Origin of the sequence: Nocardia sp. NPDC020380, assembly GCF_044386975.1 — a bacterium.
Lineage (GTDB): Bacteria > Actinomycetota > Actinomycetes > Mycobacteriales > Mycobacteriaceae > Nocardia.
In genome coordinates, this window is sequence record NZ_JBIRVQ010000006.1 from 264,837 (window position 1) to 281,927 (window position 17,091).

Annotated in this window: 11 protein-coding genes; 9 read left to right on the top strand and 2 right to left on the bottom strand. The window is 68.5% G+C overall.

Annotation, left to right across the window (positions count from 1 at the left end):
* Window positions 1–93 precede the first annotated feature (93 nt).
* From ACH438_RS17955 to ACH438_RS17990, 8 genes are all read left to right on the top strand, one after another.
* Window positions 94–408 carry a hypothetical protein gene (locus ACH438_RS17955; protein WP_397006451.1) on the top strand — a complete coding sequence of 105 codons (315 nt, stop codon included), beginning with the start codon at window positions 94–96 and terminating at the stop codon, window positions 406–408.
* A 15-nt stretch (window positions 409–423) separates the two neighbouring features.
* Complete coding sequence (locus tag ACH438_RS17960) at window positions 424–1,983, top strand: hypothetical protein (RefSeq protein ID WP_397006453.1); 1,560 nt, start codon at window positions 424–426, stop codon at window positions 1,981–1,983.
* A 61-nt stretch (window positions 1,984–2,044) separates the two neighbouring features.
* Complete coding sequence (locus tag ACH438_RS17965) at window positions 2,045–3,862, top strand: hypothetical protein (RefSeq protein WP_397006455.1); 1,818 nt, start codon at window positions 2,045–2,047, stop codon at window positions 3,860–3,862.
* Window positions 3,863–3,866: 4 nt separating this feature from the next.
* Window positions 3,867–4,643, top strand: a complete 777-nt coding sequence (locus ACH438_RS17970; protein ID WP_397006457.1) for an ESX secretion-associated protein EspG — start codon at window positions 3,867–3,869, stop codon at window positions 4,641–4,643.
* Window positions 4,644–4,653: 10 nt separating this feature from the next.
* Window positions 4,654–4,998, top strand: a complete 345-nt coding sequence (locus ACH438_RS17975) for a hypothetical protein (RefSeq protein ID WP_397006459.1) — start codon at window positions 4,654–4,656, stop codon at window positions 4,996–4,998.
* A 190-nt stretch (window positions 4,999–5,188) separates the two neighbouring features.
* Window positions 5,189–5,506 (top strand): type VII secretion target, encoded by a 318-nt coding sequence (locus tag ACH438_RS17980; protein WP_397006461.1) that lies wholly within the window; start codon window positions 5,189–5,191, stop codon window positions 5,504–5,506.
* Entirely contained in the window at window positions 5,503–6,723 is a 1,221-nt protein-coding gene (locus ACH438_RS17985) for a hypothetical protein (RefSeq protein WP_397006463.1), read from the top strand. Before ACH438_RS17980 ends, ACH438_RS17985 begins: the two co-directional genes overlap by 4 nt.
* A gap of 145 nt (window positions 6,724–6,868) precedes the next feature.
* On the top strand, window positions 6,869–7,186 hold the full coding sequence (locus tag ACH438_RS17990; RefSeq protein ID WP_397006465.1) for a PE domain-containing protein: 318 nt from the start codon (window positions 6,869–6,871) through the stop codon (window positions 7,184–7,186).
* A 16-nt stretch (window positions 7,187–7,202) separates the two neighbouring features.
* Here the strand turns inward: ACH438_RS17990 and ACH438_RS17995 are convergent, their stop codons facing one another.
* Both ACH438_RS17995 and ACH438_RS18000 read right to left on the bottom strand, forming a co-directional pair.
* Complete coding sequence (locus ACH438_RS17995; protein WP_397006467.1) at window positions 7,203–7,655, bottom strand: hypothetical protein; 453 nt, start codon at window positions 7,653–7,655, stop codon at window positions 7,203–7,205.
* Between the two features lie 32 nt (window positions 7,656–7,687).
* Window positions 7,688–16,258, bottom strand: coding sequence for an alpha/beta hydrolase (locus tag ACH438_RS18000; protein ID WP_397006469.1), 8,571 nt, complete (start codon window positions 16,256–16,258; stop codon window positions 7,688–7,690).
* A gap of 154 nt (window positions 16,259–16,412) precedes the next feature.
* On the opposite strand from ACH438_RS18000, the gene ACH438_RS18005 reads away from it, so the two are divergent.
* Entirely contained in the window at window positions 16,413–17,090 is a 678-nt protein-coding gene (locus ACH438_RS18005) for a hypothetical protein (protein WP_397006471.1), read from the top strand.
* The last annotated feature ends 1 nt before the right edge of the window (window position 17,091 follow it).

Here is a 17,091-nt window from a genome sequence, read left to right on the forward strand (position 1 = left end):
AGTGAGTTCGCTGATTCTTACGGTTCCTGCAACCGCGCGGTCGTTCGGGATATGTGATGCTGGGTTCCGGCTCGGCTGAGGGAGGAGAGGAACATGCGGCACGGTGATCCCAGCGACGATGAGTTGCGGGCGAACTTCGACGAGGTGCTGTCGGACGTGTTGGCCGGCCGCGGTGTTCACACCGCCACCGGTCTGGACGACGACACTCAGGACGCCCTGTGGGCGATCGCAGAGGCCTACCCCGACGCCACCCCCGAGCTGATCGAGGCGGCCCGGCACGCTCTCGCGGGTCAGCTGGACGGCAGCAATGCCGAGCGCTGGCGCGAGGAAATGGACAACTGGTTCGACGAACGTGAAGAACGCAAGGCCGCGCGCGAGCAGCAGCAGGGGTCGGCGGAGCAGGGCTGACGGAGAAGATTGCGTGTGACCATTCCCGACAAGAACAGCGACCTACCCGAATTCGACGGCCTGGCCGCTGTCATCGGCGTGGCGGACCCGGACGGCCCGTCGGCCGCGATCGACGGACCCGAGTCGCCCGAAAACCTCGGCCCGTCAGCGGATCCCGATCCGGACATCGGCTTCAGCCTGACCGACTCGGTGCCCGACGTTCCCCAGCGCGCCCGTGGCCTGGCGCACCGCATCGCCCAGGACCTGTTCGCGCTGGGTCCGGAGGGCTGGGTGCGCCTGCGTGCCTCGTTCGCGCTCACCGCAACCGGCCAGCGTTCCCGCGTCGTCTTCTCCGATGATCGCGACCGCGAGGCCCAGGTGCTGCCGTCCGCCGAGACCCTGGCCCTGGTCGCCGAGCATCGGCGGCTCTCGGCCGGTCTCGGCGACGGCCCGTGGTGGCGCCTGGAATTGGAGCTCACCGCGGCGGGCGAGCTGAGCGTCGACCACGATTACGGTGACGAGCCTTTCCCGGCCGACCAGATGTTCGGCATCCAGGACTACCTGGCCGACCTCGAGGCCTATCCGCGCGACGACCTGCCGACTTGGCTGGCCGCCTACGTGCGCCACGACGGCAGGCAGTCCCGCACCCCGCAGCAGGCGGCCGCGGCGGCCCGCGCCGAGCGCGAATCCGGTTATCTCCCGGTGGTTTCCGAGGACGACTTCCCGAATTTCCCGGTGCTGTGGTCGCGCTGGGCCGCGATCTCGGCGGCGTTCGTCGCGGTCGGCTCCGATTGGGGTCCGCGCGTGCTTCCGTCCTTCGCCTGGTTCGAAGGCTCGCGTCGTTCCGGTTCCTCCTTGTACATGCTGCCTGGCGGCCGGGCGGTGCTGTCCGGGGGCGTGTGGAACACGCGGGAATTGGCGGCCGCCTACAACGGCACGGCCCCGTTGCCGCGCCTGTACGCGGGCGCACCGGAGTGGGTCGCCAACCCGGTGCTGAACACCCGCGCGGGCGGTGGCCTGCTCACCTTCTGCTACTGGTGGGAGCGCGGACGCTGGTACCGGGGTGAGTCTCCCTCGGCCACCGATCTGGCGGTCGCCGTGCCCGGTATCTGGACCACGGGCACCGTCACCGACGTGGTCAGTGGCTTGGTCGCCGAGCATCCCAGTCCCGAACAGCGTTCCGCGGTGGCAGAATTCGTCGCCGCCGCCGAACGCCGCGATGTCACCCGGGCGGTGCTGGCCGCGGCCTTCGGCGGGGTCGGGGATCTGGATGCCGCCCACTATCAGCTGGCCTTGGCGGGCGTGGCCCGGATCGGCCCGGATCCGCTACCGGAAGGCGAGGCGCTGGACGCAGTGCGTCACCAGATTCGCGCGGAGGGGCTCGAATCCGCTGGCCTTCCACTCGATGACCTTCGCGCCGAACGGCTTTCGGTCGGCTGGCTGGTGTATGTTCCGACCGACCCGGAGGAGATCGTGATAGACCGCGCCCTCTTCTACGTCGCCGATGACGGAGTGGTCGAGCGAGCGACGTCCAGCACGCCGGCCTCGGTCTACCTGCCCGGATTCGAACAACGCTTCCGTCGACGACATTCGTGAAAGAAACTGGGCGGCCAGGGTGTTGGTGATCTTCGACGCGATCGGTGAGTGAGGGACGGACATGGGTGACAAGGTGGACAACCCCTGGATCGGGCTGTCCCGGCAGGCGCACAGCGGCCATCTGCACCTCGACGAGGGCTCCGCGAAGGAGGCGGCGAACTTCGCCGCCGAGTGCGTGAACGCATTGGTTGCGGCCAAGGGACACACCGACAAGCTCTTGGACAAAAGCGGTTTCAGCACCAAACTCCAGTCGTCGCTGAATCTCGCCGATCGCTTCGCCACGCAGGGCAAGCAGGTGAGCCCGATCATCGACGGCTACATCGACCTGCTCAATTCCATGGGTGACACCTTCGTCACCGCGGGCAAGCTCTATAAGGCGCAGGAAGGGGATTCGACGGCGGCCTTCGACCGGTTGAAGACCGACGCCGCCAAGAGCACCCCGGTTCCAGGCTTTCCGGCCGACCTGACGACCGACGTCCCGTACGTATCCGACAAGTCGACGTCGACACTGAGCGACAGCGGCAATCTGGGCGATCTGAATACCGTCGCCGCCCGCAAGTCGGGATGCGACACCACTCCGGTTCTGTTGGAAGACCCGAACTCAAAGGACGGCGACTGGTTCCTGGCGGTTCGTCAGGGCATGAATCCCTCGGCGATCGCGGCGCGCAGCACGGTGTGGAAATGGATCGCGGACCAGATCACCACGAACTTCGAGCAATTGACCGGCCGCATCGAACGTCTCAAGGCGAACGACAACTGGACCGGTGAGGGCATCGACGGGGCCATCGGTGCGGCCAAGCGGTTCGAGGGCCAGGCCACGGATTTCGCTACCGACCTGCACGCCATCGCCGAGAACATGCTGCACACCTCGGGCTGGATGAACCAGACCATGGCGGGCATGCCGACCTCATGGCAGCCGAAGTGGAGCGGCACCGCCCAGGGCAACGCCCTCGTGACCGTCGCGCGCACGGCCTTCAAAACCTGGTACCTCCCGAATATCCAGCCGGCCGCCACCACGATTCCCATCCTGGTGAATCCGACCGATCCGACGAAGCCCGTGACGAACACCGCCAACGGTGGAGGCGGCAACAGCGGCAACGGCAACGGCAACGGTGGTGGCAGCGGCGGCAATGGTGGCGGTACAGGCAACGGCGGCGCCGGCGCACCGCCGAGCTCGATGAAGGCCGTCCTGTCGACGGCGCCGAACGGCTCGACCACGAATCCGGACAAGGCTCCGGGAACTCAGGACAAGACCGGCCCCGCCGGTGGCGATCAGGGCAATGGCAACCAGAATGGCGCCAACCCGAACGGCGGCAACCAATCCGGCACGAATCCGTCCGGCACGAACCAGGATTCGGCGAATCCGAGCGCGTCCACGTCGAGTTCTTCGCCCGATTCGGGAATGTCGCAGCTGCAGAGTGCCCTGCAATCGGGCATGCAGGCGCTGCAATCGACGACGCAGCAGAACCCGCAGCAGAACCTGGCGAATCAGTTGCAGAACTCGCCGTTGGCCGCCATTCCGAGCATGCTGGACGATCTCGCGAAGGAGAAGCTTCCCGGTGGCCTCGGCGGTCCGGGGGGCGGACCCGGCGCCGCGCCTGCCAAGGTGGAACCCATGCAGTCCAAGCTGTTTCCGCGCGCCGCCGTCGCTGCCGAGGCGACCGAGTCGGTCTCCGGTGTAGCGAGTGCGGGTGTCGCGGCAGGGAGCGCTACTCCTATGGGCGGCATGGGTGGCGGCGGTATGGGCCATGGCGGTGGCGGACACGGCGGTGGGCAGGGCAAGGAACACAAGCGCATGGAGGCCCTGGAATCCTCGGAGTATCTGGACGCCGCCATGGGAACCGCGCCGATTGTGGCGAAACCGGTGGTGGAGGGCTGATTCGGTGCTTCGGACCTGGAAGTTCACCGATCTCGAATTCCTGGCGTTGTGGGAGGACCTGGGGGAGGAGTCGCTGCCGTTCCCGTTGGTCTTCTCCAGCCGGACCGAGTGGTGGGACGACCATCTGGCGAACATGGCCCGCGCCCGGCAGCGGTTGAGCTTGCGCGAGGACGACTTCGACGAGGTGCTGCGCGCCCTGCGGATGCCTGAGATCCGCATCGAGGTGCAGGGCTGGGACGGCCGGGATCGGCTGGCGGCGGAGTCGAGTATCCGCCTGTATGGTGTGCGGTCCGGGGAGGCCGGGTTCCTGGTGACCCAATGGCCCGGTGAAACCGTCAGGCACAGTGCGGGTTTCACGGTGGCCGAGTATTGGGCGTCGGAGCTCACGGATGCGGTGGTGGCCGCGCTGCCGGAGACGGCGGCCGGGCGCGGGCCGGAGATGGTGCTCGCCGAGGCCGAGGACACCGAGGACATCGATTTCGGCTTCGGCCTGTCGCCTGCGCACGAGCGGCTGGAGGGCACGGTCGTCGATCGGGCGGCGGATTTCCTGGCTGTCCCGGTGCCGAGTATGGGCACCATCGATATCGTGCAGGGCCGTTCGCGGTTCGGGCCGCGCGGTATCACCCGGCATCGGATCGAGTGGCGTGATCTGGAGGATGACGGTCGTTACGTGGTGACCGGCGAGCATCCGCCGGTGGCCGCGCCCGCGGATCGCCGGCGGATGGTCGCGACTTTGGAGGCGCACCTGTCCGAGGTGGCGCTGGTGATTGCGGACGAGTGAGCGGAGCAGCATGACAGCGGAGCAGATGCCGTTCCCGACCGAGTTCACCCTCTCGTCGCGGACGGGGTCCATCGTGGTGACCACGACCGAACAGGGTCTGCCGCGGGCGCTTTCGGTGGATCGGAACCGGCTGCAGGATGATCCGGAGCTGCTGGCGGGGGAGATCCTGCGGTTGTGCCGGCAGTCGGCCATGCGGGCGGGTGTCGAGCGGCGTGCGGCATTGCGGGCGGCCGGGTTGTCGCCGGAGCTGCTGGCGTTGACGGGATTGCCGACGGTCGATGAGGTGACCAAGCAGGAGTACGAGGCGGAACAGGACTATGAGAACGAACCGGACAGTTGGCTCCGCCCCATCTGATCGTGGTGAAATAGACCGCAGGGCAAGATATTCGGCGACGAGGCCGAAAGTCCGGTGAAGAAGTCATCGATAACCCGGGGAATACCTGCCGTTCATTCGGAGGTTGCGGAGTTCGTGCACTTTTCGCTATGCCGGTCGAATCTCCGCTCTGTATAGTTCGATTTGAAATGATCTTCATGATGGGGGTCCTATGAGCAACCTCGTCGTCACGCCGGAGGCGCTCCACCGCTACGGGGACGCTTCGGCCGCCATGGCCTCGACCGTGGCGGGCGCCGCGGCCGTCGACCAGGCCGCCACCATTGCCGGGCTGGTCCCGTGTTTCGGCCTGATCGGGCAGGATTTCCTGCTGAGTTATGCGGGCGCGCAGGGCAATCACCTCGCCTCGACCGCCGAGCTCGCGGCCGTGCACGCCGGCACCGCGGCGACCGCCCACGAGGCCGCGGCCAGCTACGAGAACACCGACGCCCATTCGGGTGTCGACTTCCTTTCCCTGTCGCAGGAGATATGAGCACTCCGTTCGACGCGAACGCCACCGCGGCCACGGTGGCGGATACGCTGCGCGACACGGATTTCGCGCCGCTGCTCGCCAGCCCCGTCGGTGATGTCCTGCAGCATCTGGGCCTGCCCGCGCTGCCGCAGTTGCCGCCCACGCCGCCGCTGCCCGAACTACCCCCGCTGCCGACCCTGGATCTGACCGCCCTCACCAAGCCGCTGACCGATCTGGCGGCTTCGTTCGGCACGGGCACCGTGGGTCAGGACGCGACCAATGCGCTGCAAGGTGTTTCGACCGCGCTGCAGCAGGTCATGTCGATCGCCTCCACCTTCGCGTCGCTGGCGAGCCAGTGGCAGGGTTCCGGCTCCGACAGCGCGGCCGAGAAAAGCACTGCGGCCCAGTCGAATGCGGTGGAGCTGGGCGCCCAGAACGTCGGCCAGAAGGCGGTGCTGGGCGGTGCCGCGACCACGGTCGGCACCGGCGCGGCCCTGATGTCGGCCATCATCGCCAAATTCGTCACCGGCGTCACGGTTTCCGCGCCGTTCCTGGTGACCCCGCCCGGTCAGGCCTTCCTCTTGTCGCTGGCGAGCGAGACGGCCGCGGAGGCCACCTCGGTGGTCGCCAAGACCCGCGCGGAACTGACCGTGCACAGCGCCAAGATGACCACCGTCGGCCAGAAGGTGAAGGTCACCGCACCGCCGACGGGCGTCGCCCCGTCGGGCGGGGACTCGAGTTCCTCGCTGTCGCAACTGCTGAACTTCGCGCAGCCGCTGTCAAGCGTGGCGAGCAGCGGGGTGCAGACGGCCCAGCAACTGCAGTCGATCAGCCAGCCCTCCGAGGCGCCAGCGCAGGTCCCGTCCGTCGATCCGGTCGCGCAACCGCTCAATACCGGCGGCGGCCTGCCCGGCGGTCTCGCGCCGATGAGCGCCGGTCCGGGCGCCGCACCCGCCCCGAGTCAGATGGCGAACCCGCGCACCATGAGCGCCACCACCACCTCGCCCACGAGTCCGGAGGCGGCGCCGTCGGCGCGGTCCACCGCGGCGGGTCCGGGCATGGTGCCGCCCATGGGTATGGCCGGGGGCGCCCGCGCGGGTGACGCCGGCGCGGATGAAGAGGTCCGTACCCACATGGTCACCGCCGAACACGGTGACGAGGTGGTCGGTGAGCTCGGCAATACGGGTGTGGCGGTGGTCGGCGCCGCGGGCACCACGGGTCCGCGCACCGCGCAGTGATGTTCATGCGCACCGCGCAGTGATGTTCATGCGCACCGCGCAGTGATGTTCATGTGCAAGGCTCGGTGATGTTCATGCGCACAGCGCGAATCACGTTCATGAACGTCACCCCCACGCGGTAGGATGCCGCTGAGAGGGAGGGATCATGAGCGATTTCACTACGGGGACGGTACGTTTCGACCCCACCACGGTCCGATCCGCCGCGGCGGATCTGGATGCCTTGGCCGATCGCCTGGAAGCCGCGCTGAGCTTCGAGTCGCCCACCCTGTCGCCCCAGGCGGCGGGCACGGACGAGGTCTCGACGACGGCCGCGACCACCCTGCACACGGTAGCCGCGTCCTTCGTGGCGCAATCCGGTCTCGGTGTCGACGAGCTACGCAAACTGGCCGCCGTCGTCCGCGATCAGGCAACCACTTTCGGTCAGGTCGAGCAGTCCAACCAGACGGACTTCCTCAGCCTCTGATTCGGCGGCCGCTGATTCAGCCGACTCGGGCCGGCAGTGCGCTGCCGGCTTCGGAGTCCGCGGGGAACGGCGGCGTGGTCCCGGCCATGCTGAGATAGCCGTTCACGCTCTGTGTGAGGGTGAGCCCATACCCGTCGGGGGTCTCGGCATAGCCGGTGCGCGGGCGGGCTTCCCGATCGGTGCGCGTGGCCCAGCCCTTTTCGTCCCAGCCGCGCAGCACCAGGTCGAAATACGCGTCCGAGGAATCGGGAGTGGCGCCGAGCATCCAGTAGCGGATGTCGAAGAACTCCAAGGCGTCGTCGGGATCGCTCGCGTTCCAGGGCAGTGTGATGCCATTGTGCAGCGCCGCCCGCGGCAGGTCGGGATGCCGTAGTACCAGCGCGGTTCCGGCAGGCAGGGCCTGCAGCGTCGCGGTGAAGTGCCGCAGCAATTGCGCGCGGACCGTGGCCTGCGTGGCTGCCGGTGGCATTCCGTCCTCGTTTCGTCGATGCTGCGCGGTGGTCAGCGGAGCAGGTCCTCGTTGCCGGTGATGATCAGTCCCAGACTCCGATACGACCGGTTGTGCGAGCCGAAGTAGTGCTTGCCCACATGGTCCGACGGATTCCACCCTTCCCGGGTATCGGAGGGGGAAGTGTCGGACTCGAAAACCGTAGCGCCGTACTCCGGATCGGTCGGCGCCGGGCCGTGGGTGGCGGGCATGGTCTGGACCGAGTCGTATCCGGCCATGGTCGCGAAGACGTGGCCGGCGGTGTCGGCGGGGGCGACATCGGTCAGGCGCAGATCCGCGACGCTGGCGGCGCCGGTGCCGAAGCTCCCGACGAATACCAGCGCATCGGTGTTCAGTTCGTGCCCGTGCCCGGCGGCATGCCCGCCGGTGACGCCGCCGTAGGAATGCGCGATGGTCGTGGTGTGCGCGGGCGGCCCCTGATGGGTGGCCCGCAGTCCGTCGTGGAACTCCCGGACCTTCGCCGCGCCGTCCTCGGCATGGCTCGAATGCAGTGCCGAGACAAGCGAATTCGGGTTGTCGTACGCGCCGAACAGCAGCACCGACGTCTCCGCGGTGGGGTCGATGGCCAGCGCGGCCTGCCGCACCTGTTGCAGGGTCTCGAGCGCGTAGCCGACCCCGCTGCGCCGCCGGAACGCGCCCGCGAGCTCGACCACCACATGGTGCGCGGTATCGGGATCGCCGAGGGCGTAGATGTATTGCAGATCCCTGTTCAGATAGGACAGATAGACATCCGGCATCCCCTCCGCGGTCGGGGCGTCGAGGTACTTCCGCATATCGTCGATGATGCTCAGCCGATCGGCGTCTGCTCTGCGTACCGCCTGTTCCCGCAGCATTTCCAGGGTCTGCCGGTTGTAGTGATCGCGGTCGGCCTGCGGGATGCCGTCCCGGTTGCCGATGTACGGGTCCGCACGATGCCAGGCGTCCTTCTCCGCGGTGGACAGCTCGGACCAGGCCTCGTGCAGCTGATGCGGCTCGGTCGGCAGCCGGTGGTCGGGATCGGACGGGATTCCCACATCCGGCACCGGCGCGCTCTCCGCGACCTCGTTCGTGTGCGGCGGCCACCGGAACCACCGCGCACCGGTTTCGGAATCCTCGACGACATGGTCGTTCACCAGGCGCAACCGCCGGGGTACGGCGTCGGCCGTGTCCGGGTCGCCGGCCCGGGCGAGGTGCTCGGCCATTTCCGCCCGATAGGCCATGTGGGCCTTCATGACCGCCTTGTGGAAGGGCAGGGACAGGAAGTCGAGCGCATCCGAGGCCCGCGCCTCGAGCCGGACATGCTCGACGAATTCGCGGTCGGCGGCGGGGAGATCGGACTCCCGGCGGCCGACATCGTCGAGCAGTCCCGCTATCTGCCCGCGGCCCGGTTCGCCCGCGTGCTCGGCGACCAGTGCGCGCCGTTCGGCCGCGCCGGGTGTGTCGTCCCGCAAGCCGAGCTTCTCCACCAGCGCGAGGGCTTCCCGGCGCACCGTTTCCGCGTGTTCCGGATGTTCGGCGAGATGCTCGGTGAGCCACTGCAATTGCCGGATCCGGCCCAGATCGTGCGGCGTCGGCACGGCGTCCGGGGCCATTTCGCCGGGCCGCAGCACCCGCTCGGGTGGTACGTGCGCGAGTTCGACGCGGCGCGCGAGGTCCGGATCGTGCCCGGCCAGTAGGCGTTCCACGGTCGGCGCGTGCTGCGGATCGCGCAGGCCGACGTGCTCGATCAGGTCGTGCATATCGCGCTGCAGCCGCGGCAGTTCCTTCGAATACGCGCGATCGTTCATGGCCCGGTCGATATGCGCTGTCAGCACCCGCATTTCGGCGAATCGCCCACCGAGATGCGTGGTCATCTCCGACGGGCGATCGTCGTGCGGATCGAGGAGAACGTTGTCGTCCTGCGACAGCCGGATCTCGGCCACTTCGTGCGCGACGGCACGCAGCACGTCCTCGTCCCGGGCGCGCGGCGATACCGTGATGTCGTAACCGCCGGGGCGCGAGTGGAATTCGGCGACGGCGCCGTCCGCGGTCGGTCCGACGCCGATGCGAACGATGGCGCCGTTCTCCAGTACGAAGTGCTGCCGATCGGAATCCCAGGTGACGTCGTCGGGCTTGATCAGCTGCGCATTGTTCTCGACCTGATCGACGACGGACTCGCGCGTCAGATCCGCGGCGCCGGAAGGCCGGGCGTCACCGTGGAATTCGCCGATCGGGCTCGCGGTGCCGTGTTCGGCAATGCCTCCGCCGTGCGGGTCGTGGACGATCACCATCCGGTGGTCCGGTAGTGGCGGCGCGAAGGTGGCCATGCGCGCCGTATTGAGCTTGTTGCTCGCGCCGGCGTCGATCGTGTAGTCGTAGTTGTTGTTGCCCGGGTGCGGGAATTCGTCGTAGTCGCCGACCCGGAACGGATTCCCGTCCGGATAGCGCCGCTGCAGTGCTTCCCACAGCTTCGTGCCGTCGATGTGCCCGCGGTCGCCGGGTTCGCCGCCCTCGACGCGTTCCGACTTCATGTCCCACTGGATTTCGAGCTGACCACCGGGCGCGAGCGCGTCACCCAGCCGGGCGGCCATGGCGTCGTAGGCGGCATCGGGCAGGTGCGCGCTGACATTGTTGATGTAGATCCGGGCTACTTCGCCCGCCGGGGTGTCGCCGAGCAGGTGACCGTTGAACAGCAGATCTCCGAACACCATGACGGTGCCGGGCTCGGTGAGCGGGCCCGGGTCGAGAATGCCCAGATCGCGGCGTCGTTGTGCGGCCACGGCGAAATCGGAGGCCAGTTCGGTCTTGATGACGAGCCCGCCGCCGGAACGGTCCGCTGCGGGTGTCATTTCGACGCCGAAGGCGCTCCGGCCCACGCCGACATCGACGGTGTGCCCGCCGTCGACCGCCGCGGGAACCGACGACAGGGGCTGGTGCTCGATGCGCTCGTTGCGGGGCCCGAAAACATTCCGGTCCAAGGGCAACCGGTGTTGCGGCCGCGGCCGGGAGAGCACCTCGACCGCGGACCTGCCGCCGACCGGATCGTGCACGACCACCACGTATTCGGCATTGAGCCCGTGCTCGGTGGCGCCGCGGTTGGCGCGGTCCACATCGCGCAGGAAGTCGCCGAGCGTGGTTCGTTCCCCGTCGACCGTCAGCTGCCCGGTCTCGTGATCGATGGCGCCGGTGAGCCGGTCCGGCGCTGTGGCCAGAGCGTCCGCGGCAGCGTGCATTCGAGCGAACGAATCTGGGCCGAGCGCATCGCGGAAGGCCTCCGGCATGGCGTCGTGGAAGCCGTCGATGGTCCGGTGCAGGGCGTCGGCCCGCTCCGGCCCGCTGGTCGCCGGATCGTTGACGGCCTCGTTGATCGGGTCGAGCGCGTCCAGCAGGTCGCCGGTCGGGACCAGTCGCCGCGCGGCTTTCGCGCTCGGGTCGAAGAGTGGATCGAAGACCCGGCGCGCGAGCTCCTCGCGCATCCGGCCGTCGAGGGCCTGCCGCTCGGCGCGCAGTACATCGGCCGCATGCTCGCCGGTGAGCAACTGCCGCAGCTGATTCAGATGTTCGGCGCTGGAATGGTCGAAGCCGGAATCGGTCAGTCGCCGGTCGAAGGCCGGCCGGTGTTCGGAGAGTCCTTGTTGCTCGAGGTCGAAGCGCCGGGCCAGTGCCGGATCGTGGTCCGTGAGCAGCTGCCGTGCGGTGCCGGCGTGCGCGGGATCGTGCAGGCCGAGCCGGTCGCCGAGGTCGTGCAGGTCCTGGCGCAGGCGCGGAAGCTCGTGCGCGCGAGCCGGATCCAGGGTGGCCCGGTCGATATGGGCGGTGAGCACTCGCATCTCGGCGAACCGGCCGCCCAGGTGGGTGCTCATCTCGGCGGGGCGATCATCGACCGGGTCGATGAGGATTTCGGGGTCCTGCGACAGCTTGATCTCGGCCAGTTCGTGGGCGAGCGCGCGGGTGACGTCTTCGTCCCGGGCGCCGTCGGACAGCACCACGTCGTAGCCGGAACCGTCGGGCCGCTCATGGAATTCGGCCACATTGCCGTCGGTGGTCTCGCCGACGGTGACGGTCACGGTGCGATCGCCGGGCAGCAGGAAATGCTGCTCGTCGCGGTTCCAGGCGACGCCCTCGGGGGTGATCAGTCCCAGGTTGTCGCGGATCTGGTCGAGGACGAACTCGGGGGCGAGCCGTGGTGCGTCGGCCGTGCGGGCATTGCCGTGGAAGTCGCCGACCGGTGCGGCCGCGCCGTGCTGAGTGGTGTCCTCCGGCGGGTTCGCCGTCTCGGCGGCCGAATGCTCCGTTGTTCCACCGGAATCCGGCCGGAATTCCATGATCCACCGATGTTCCGGCTGTGGTGGCGAGAACTTCTCCATGCGCGCGTACGGCCGATCGTTGCTGGAGCCGGCGTCGATGGTGTAGTCGTAGTCGCGGTTGCCGGGATGCGGAAAGTCCTCGGGGTCTGCCAGCTGGAACGGATTGTCGCTGCCCTCGTAGAGCTTTTCGATCTCTCCCCACAGCTTGTCGCCGCGAATATGCCCGCGGCTGTCCCGCTCGCCGCCCACTTCGTCCGGCTTCATATCCCACTGGATCTCCACGCGCCCGCCGGGCGCGAGGATCCTCGAAACAGACTCGGCAATGGGGTGATACGCGGAGTCGGGGAGTTTGGCGCTGACATTGTTGATGTAGATCCGGGCGATGTCGCCGTTGAGCAGGTGACCGTTGTCCAGCAGGTTGCCGAAGACCATGACGGTGCCGGGTTCGACGAGCGGTCCGGGGTCGAGGATGCCGAGGTCACGGCGGCGCTGCCCGCCGAGCGGCGCTCCGTCGGCGAGTTCGGTCTTGATGATCAGTCCGCCGCCGGCCCGGTCCGCGGCCGGGGTCATCTCGACGCCGAAGGCGCCGCGGCCGACGCCGACATCGATCGTGTGCCCGCCCGCCGCGGCGGCCGGCACCGAGGGACGCTGTTCGTGGGGGAGGTGCTCGTTGTCGGGTCCGAAGACCAGCTGGTCGATGGGGAGCCGGTGCTGCGGTCGCGGCCGGGGGAGCACCTCCACGGTGGACAGGCCGTCCACCGGATCGTGCAGCACCACCGTGTATTCGACGCTGAGCGCGTTCTCGGCCGCGCCCTGGTTGGCGTGATCGATGTCGTGCAGGAAGTCCGCGAAGGTCTTGTGCTCGCCGCCGATGTCCATGAGTCCGGTGGCGTGGTCGATGACGCCGGTGATCCGTTCGGGCGCGTCGGCGAAGGCGTCCGCGCAGGCGTGCATGTGCGCGAGCAGGTCCGGCCCGAAGGCGGTGCGGCCCGCTTCGGGCATCCAGTCGTGGAAGCCGTCGATCGCGCGGTGGATCGCCGCGGCTCGCTCGGGTCCGTGCAGCGCGGGGTGGTTGATGGCGGCGTTGATGGGGTTGAGCGCGTCCAGCAGCCCCGGTACCTGGTCGCGGGCGGCCTTGGCCTCTTTGAGGAAGATCGGGTCGAAGAGCCGGCGCGAGAGTTCTTCGCGCATGCGGCCGTTGAGGCCTTGTTCCTCGGCGCGGAGGAGGTCCTCGGCGTGCTCGCCGGTCACCAGTTCGCGCAATTGGTTCAGGTGGTTCTCGGTGCCGTGCCGGAAATCGGATTCGGTGAGATCCGGATTGAAGGTGGGCCGGTCGGCGAACACGCCCTCGTCTTCGAGGGCGAGGCGCCGGGCCAGCACCGGATCGTGTTCGGCGAGTAGTCGTTCCACGATCGGCGCGTGCTCGGGATCCCGGAAGCCGAGATGTGCCGCGAGGTCCTCGAGATCGCTGCGCATGCCCGCGAGCTTGGTCGCCTGGGCCGGATCCATGACCGCGCTGTCGATCGAGTCGGCGAGCGCGCGCATTTCGGCGAAGCGGCCGCCCAATTGCGTCGACATCTCGGTGGGCCGGTCGTCGTGCGGGTCGATCAGGATGTCGTCATCCTGGTTCAGCCGGATCTCGGCCAGTTCATGGGCCAAGGCGCGCATGACATCCTGGTCGCGGGCGCCCTTCGAGATGCGGATGTCGTAGCCGTCGGCGCTGGGGCGGAACTCGGCCACATTGTTGTGCTCGGTATCGCCGATCTCGAGCCGCACGACCTGGCCGCCGTCGAGTACGAAGTGCTGTTCGTCCCGATTCCAGCCGACGCCCTCGGGCGTGATGAGCCCGGCGTAGTCCTTGATCTGGTTGAGGACGAACTTCATCTCGAGCGGATCGCCGACGCGGGCATCACCGCGGAACTCGCCGACCGGTCCGGCGGCCGCGAGGTCGTAATTCCGGGGATCGTTCGCGGCGCGCGGATCGGGTAGGCCGGCGCGATGCGGACCGTCCAGGGGAATCGGCACCACTGTGGGCGCGCCGTCGTGCTCGTCGCGCTGCTGAGAGTCGTGTCGCGGCAGGTCCGTATGGGCATCCGGCCGATCCAGCGGATTGCCGAATTCATCGGTGCGGCTGCGCGATTGGGCGTTCTGCTCGCGGGGGAGGTGAGTCTCGTCCGACGGCCCGGTGTGTTCGCTCGGCAGCTCATTGCGGTCGCCGGGAGGGGTATCGCGCCGGTCGGTCGCTTCACCGCTGCCGTCCGGTTGCCGATCGTTCGGCGTGCCATCGGTGTTGTCCGACTGCTGATCGTGTTGTCCGGGTAGCGGATCGCGATCGCCGGGCTGCCCTTCGAGCGGGCTGAGCAGGTCCTCGCTGTTACTGGGCAGTCCATCCCGGGTGAGCAGCCCGTCGAGGCCCGTCAGGCCTTCCTGGATGCCTGCGAGGCTGGTGAGCGCGTCCAAGCCGGCGTTTTCCGCTGCGCCGGCCGGAGTATCGGCTTCGATACCGGTTCGGCCCGACTGCAGCGGCGCGGTGCCGGGCCGGGTGGCGCGGTCACCGCCGGCGCGGGAGTCGGTGGCGGCGGGCTTGGCCGCGGTGCCGTCCGCCGGACCGGCGGCGCGGACGTCACGCGGGGCAGCTGCGGCTCGGGCCGGATCCGCCTGGGATACGCGGGAGTCCGGACCCGCCATACGAGTGTCGGCGGGCGAGACCCGAGCATCGGCTCCGGGTGCTCTGCTGTCGGCGACAGGTGCACGAGTGTCGTTCGCCGCGACGGTATTCGAATCGGCGCCATGGGTGGGCGCGGCGCCGCCGAGCGAACCATCCGGTGCGACCCTGCCCGTCTCGCCCGTAGGCCCGTCGAACCCATTGTGCGAAACATTGCCCGCTGCTTGGGGGTTGGTGTCCTGGGGTGTATCCGGGTGGCCGCCCGAAGGACTGTCGCTCAACGGGCTCATACCCGGCCCCGATGTCGTCGAGGACGTCTGATCCGTGCCCCCGGTGACTTCCTGCGCATTCGGGTCCGGCCGGTCCCGCCCGCCTCCGACGGTCATGCCACCGTTGTCAGTCGGAGCGGGGCTGTTGTTCTGGTTCGACGTGTCCTGTCCGGGAGCGTCCGCCGGTGCGGTGTCCACTGCTGAGGAGCTGGTGGGATGCAGCTGCGGCCCACCGGGCTGTCCGGCTCCGGCGCTGCTCCCGCCGCCGGCATCCCCGTTCCCGCCGCCCGGATTCGGGGAGACGCCGTCCGAGTTCGTGGAGACGCCGTCCGGATTCGTGGTGGCGCTCGGGTTTCCGTCGACGGACGGCTCGTGGAAGGTGGTGACGCTGCCGTCCCGCGTCCCCATGGGTGCGCCCGCATGGTTGGAGTCGCCGACGTAACCGTGCAGCGCACTCGCGCCCGCGCCCATGAACGCGCCGCCGGTCAGCGACCGCGGATCGAATTGCCAGTCCCCATTGACGAGCCCGCCCGTGAGCCAGGCCGCCCCCGAGCCGCCCAGCCCCGAGAGTCCGCCGGTGAGCATTCCGTTGAACGACCCTCGCAGACCGCCCATCTCGGTCGGGAACAGATGGTTGGCCCCGAGTCCGACCATGCCGCCCGCGCCGCCCGATACCGCGGAGACGAGCGCGTTCTTCCCGATCGCGCCCCAGTCGTAGCCGTGCCCGTGCCCGGTCGCGTCCTGGATGGTGTCGACGAGCAGTTCCTGCGCGGTGCTCTGTGCCGTGGCGATGACGGCTTGTTTGCCGATCTCGTAGATGAGCTTGGGCAGCACCGCCTTCAGCACGTCGTTGGTGATGGAGCGCTCGATCATCCCGATGATGCGCTCGGAGAAGGCCTCGCCGAGTTCGCGGAAGGTGACCCGCGCGATACTGATGACGGCGGTTTCGGATTCGGGCGCGAAGGGTCCGGTGGCGGCGGCCCACGCGAGTTCGCCGACCAGCCAGGCGCCCGCGATGTAGAAGTTGAGTTTGGCCGATTGCAGCTGATCGCCCATACCGTCGGCGGCGGTGGACAATTGCCGGAAGTTGTCGCCGAATTCGCGGATGGAGCCGTGCCCGGAACTGTCGCCGTCACGCAGCGGCGTCAGCCATTGGAGGATGTTCTGGCCGCCGTCGCCATTGGGGTAGGCGTCCCCGATGGAGCCGATCAGTCCATCCAGATCGCCGAGCAGATCATCGGCTTGACCTGCAACAGAATCGAGGTCGCGGGCCATCTGCCACATCAGGTCCTCATTGCCGTGCGGCCATGCGGAGCCCACCAACCAGCCCATCCACTCGAGCCATGATGGGAACTCCAGCGCCACAGGCCACCTCACGCCGATCTGATCTGATCTGATCTTGGCCAGAACGACTGTGCCACAGGGGTGTAGGTGAACTCAACACGAACGCTCGATGGGTTGCCGGTGGCCGGGGTGCGTACACCCGGCGGTGATAGGGTCCGGCGGAGAAGGAGGCGGCATGAGCGACATTCCCGGCGCACGCGATGAACTGCACCGATTGGGCGGGATCCTGCGCACGCAGCTGGTCGAGCTCATCACCGCGCTCACTCCTGCCGCGGATCTGCGCCTGCTGTTTTTGAACGACCCCACGGTCGCCGACTGGAGCGAACCTCCGCGCTATCACTACTCGGTCGTCTTCCGGGGTGAACGGCCCGCGGGCGTCACCGCCGCCGCTCTCGCCGAGCATGCCGCTTCTCTGCTCGGCTCGGGCGGCTGGGCGGTGACGACGTCGGAGCGGATCGCGGGTGAGCAGCGTCGGTTGGTGGTAGCCGGTAGCCGGGAGGGCATCGGCATCGAAATCCGCACGGGCGAGAACAATTCGGGCGTGATGTACGAGGCCGCGACACCGGCGCTGGTACTGGAGACGAGCGATTTCCAGCGTCCCGACCCGGTGCGGACTTCCGAAACCGTCACTCCGGGATACGTGCTCTGCTATGAGTGCGACGGCCTGGGCTGGTGCCCCGAATGCGGTGGCCGCGGCTGGCTGGCCGGTCCGGACGGCAAGCGCAGGCGCTGTCCGGAGTGCAACAGCGAGCGGGTGTGTCCCATCTGCCGTGGTGGCGGGGAGCTGGCGATCTCGCAGCTGCAGCCGTTCCAGCGCGACTTCTACCCCGAATTGCGCCGCGCGCCCGAGTGAT

Bases quoted from the DNA above. Each gene is read 5' to 3' on its own strand.
- ACH438_RS17955 (WP_397006451.1), top strand. From the start codon at position 94: ATGCGGCACGGTGATCCCAGCGACGATGAGTTGCGGGCGAACTTCGAC.
- ACH438_RS17965 (WP_397006455.1), top strand. From the start codon at position 2,045: ATGGGTGACAAGGTGGACAACCCCTGGATCGGGCTGTCCCGGCAGGCG.
- ACH438_RS17975 (WP_397006459.1), top strand. From the start codon at position 4,654: ATGACAGCGGAGCAGATGCCGTTCCCGACCGAGTTCACCCTCTCGTCG.
- ACH438_RS17980 (WP_397006461.1), top strand. From the start codon at position 5,189: ATGAGCAACCTCGTCGTCACGCCGGAGGCGCTCCACCGCTACGGGGAC.
- ACH438_RS17985 (WP_397006463.1), top strand. From the start codon at position 5,503: ATGAGCACTCCGTTCGACGCGAACGCCACCGCGGCCACGGTGGCGGAT.
- ACH438_RS17990 (WP_397006465.1), top strand. From the start codon at position 6,869: ATGAGCGATTTCACTACGGGGACGGTACGTTTCGACCCCACCACGGTC.
- ACH438_RS17995 (WP_397006467.1), bottom strand. From the start codon at position 7,655: ATGCCACCGGCAGCCACGCAGGCCACGGTCCGCGCGCAATTGCTGCGG.
- ACH438_RS18005 (WP_397006471.1), top strand. From the start codon at position 16,413: ATGAGCGACATTCCCGGCGCACGCGATGAACTGCACCGATTGGGCGGG.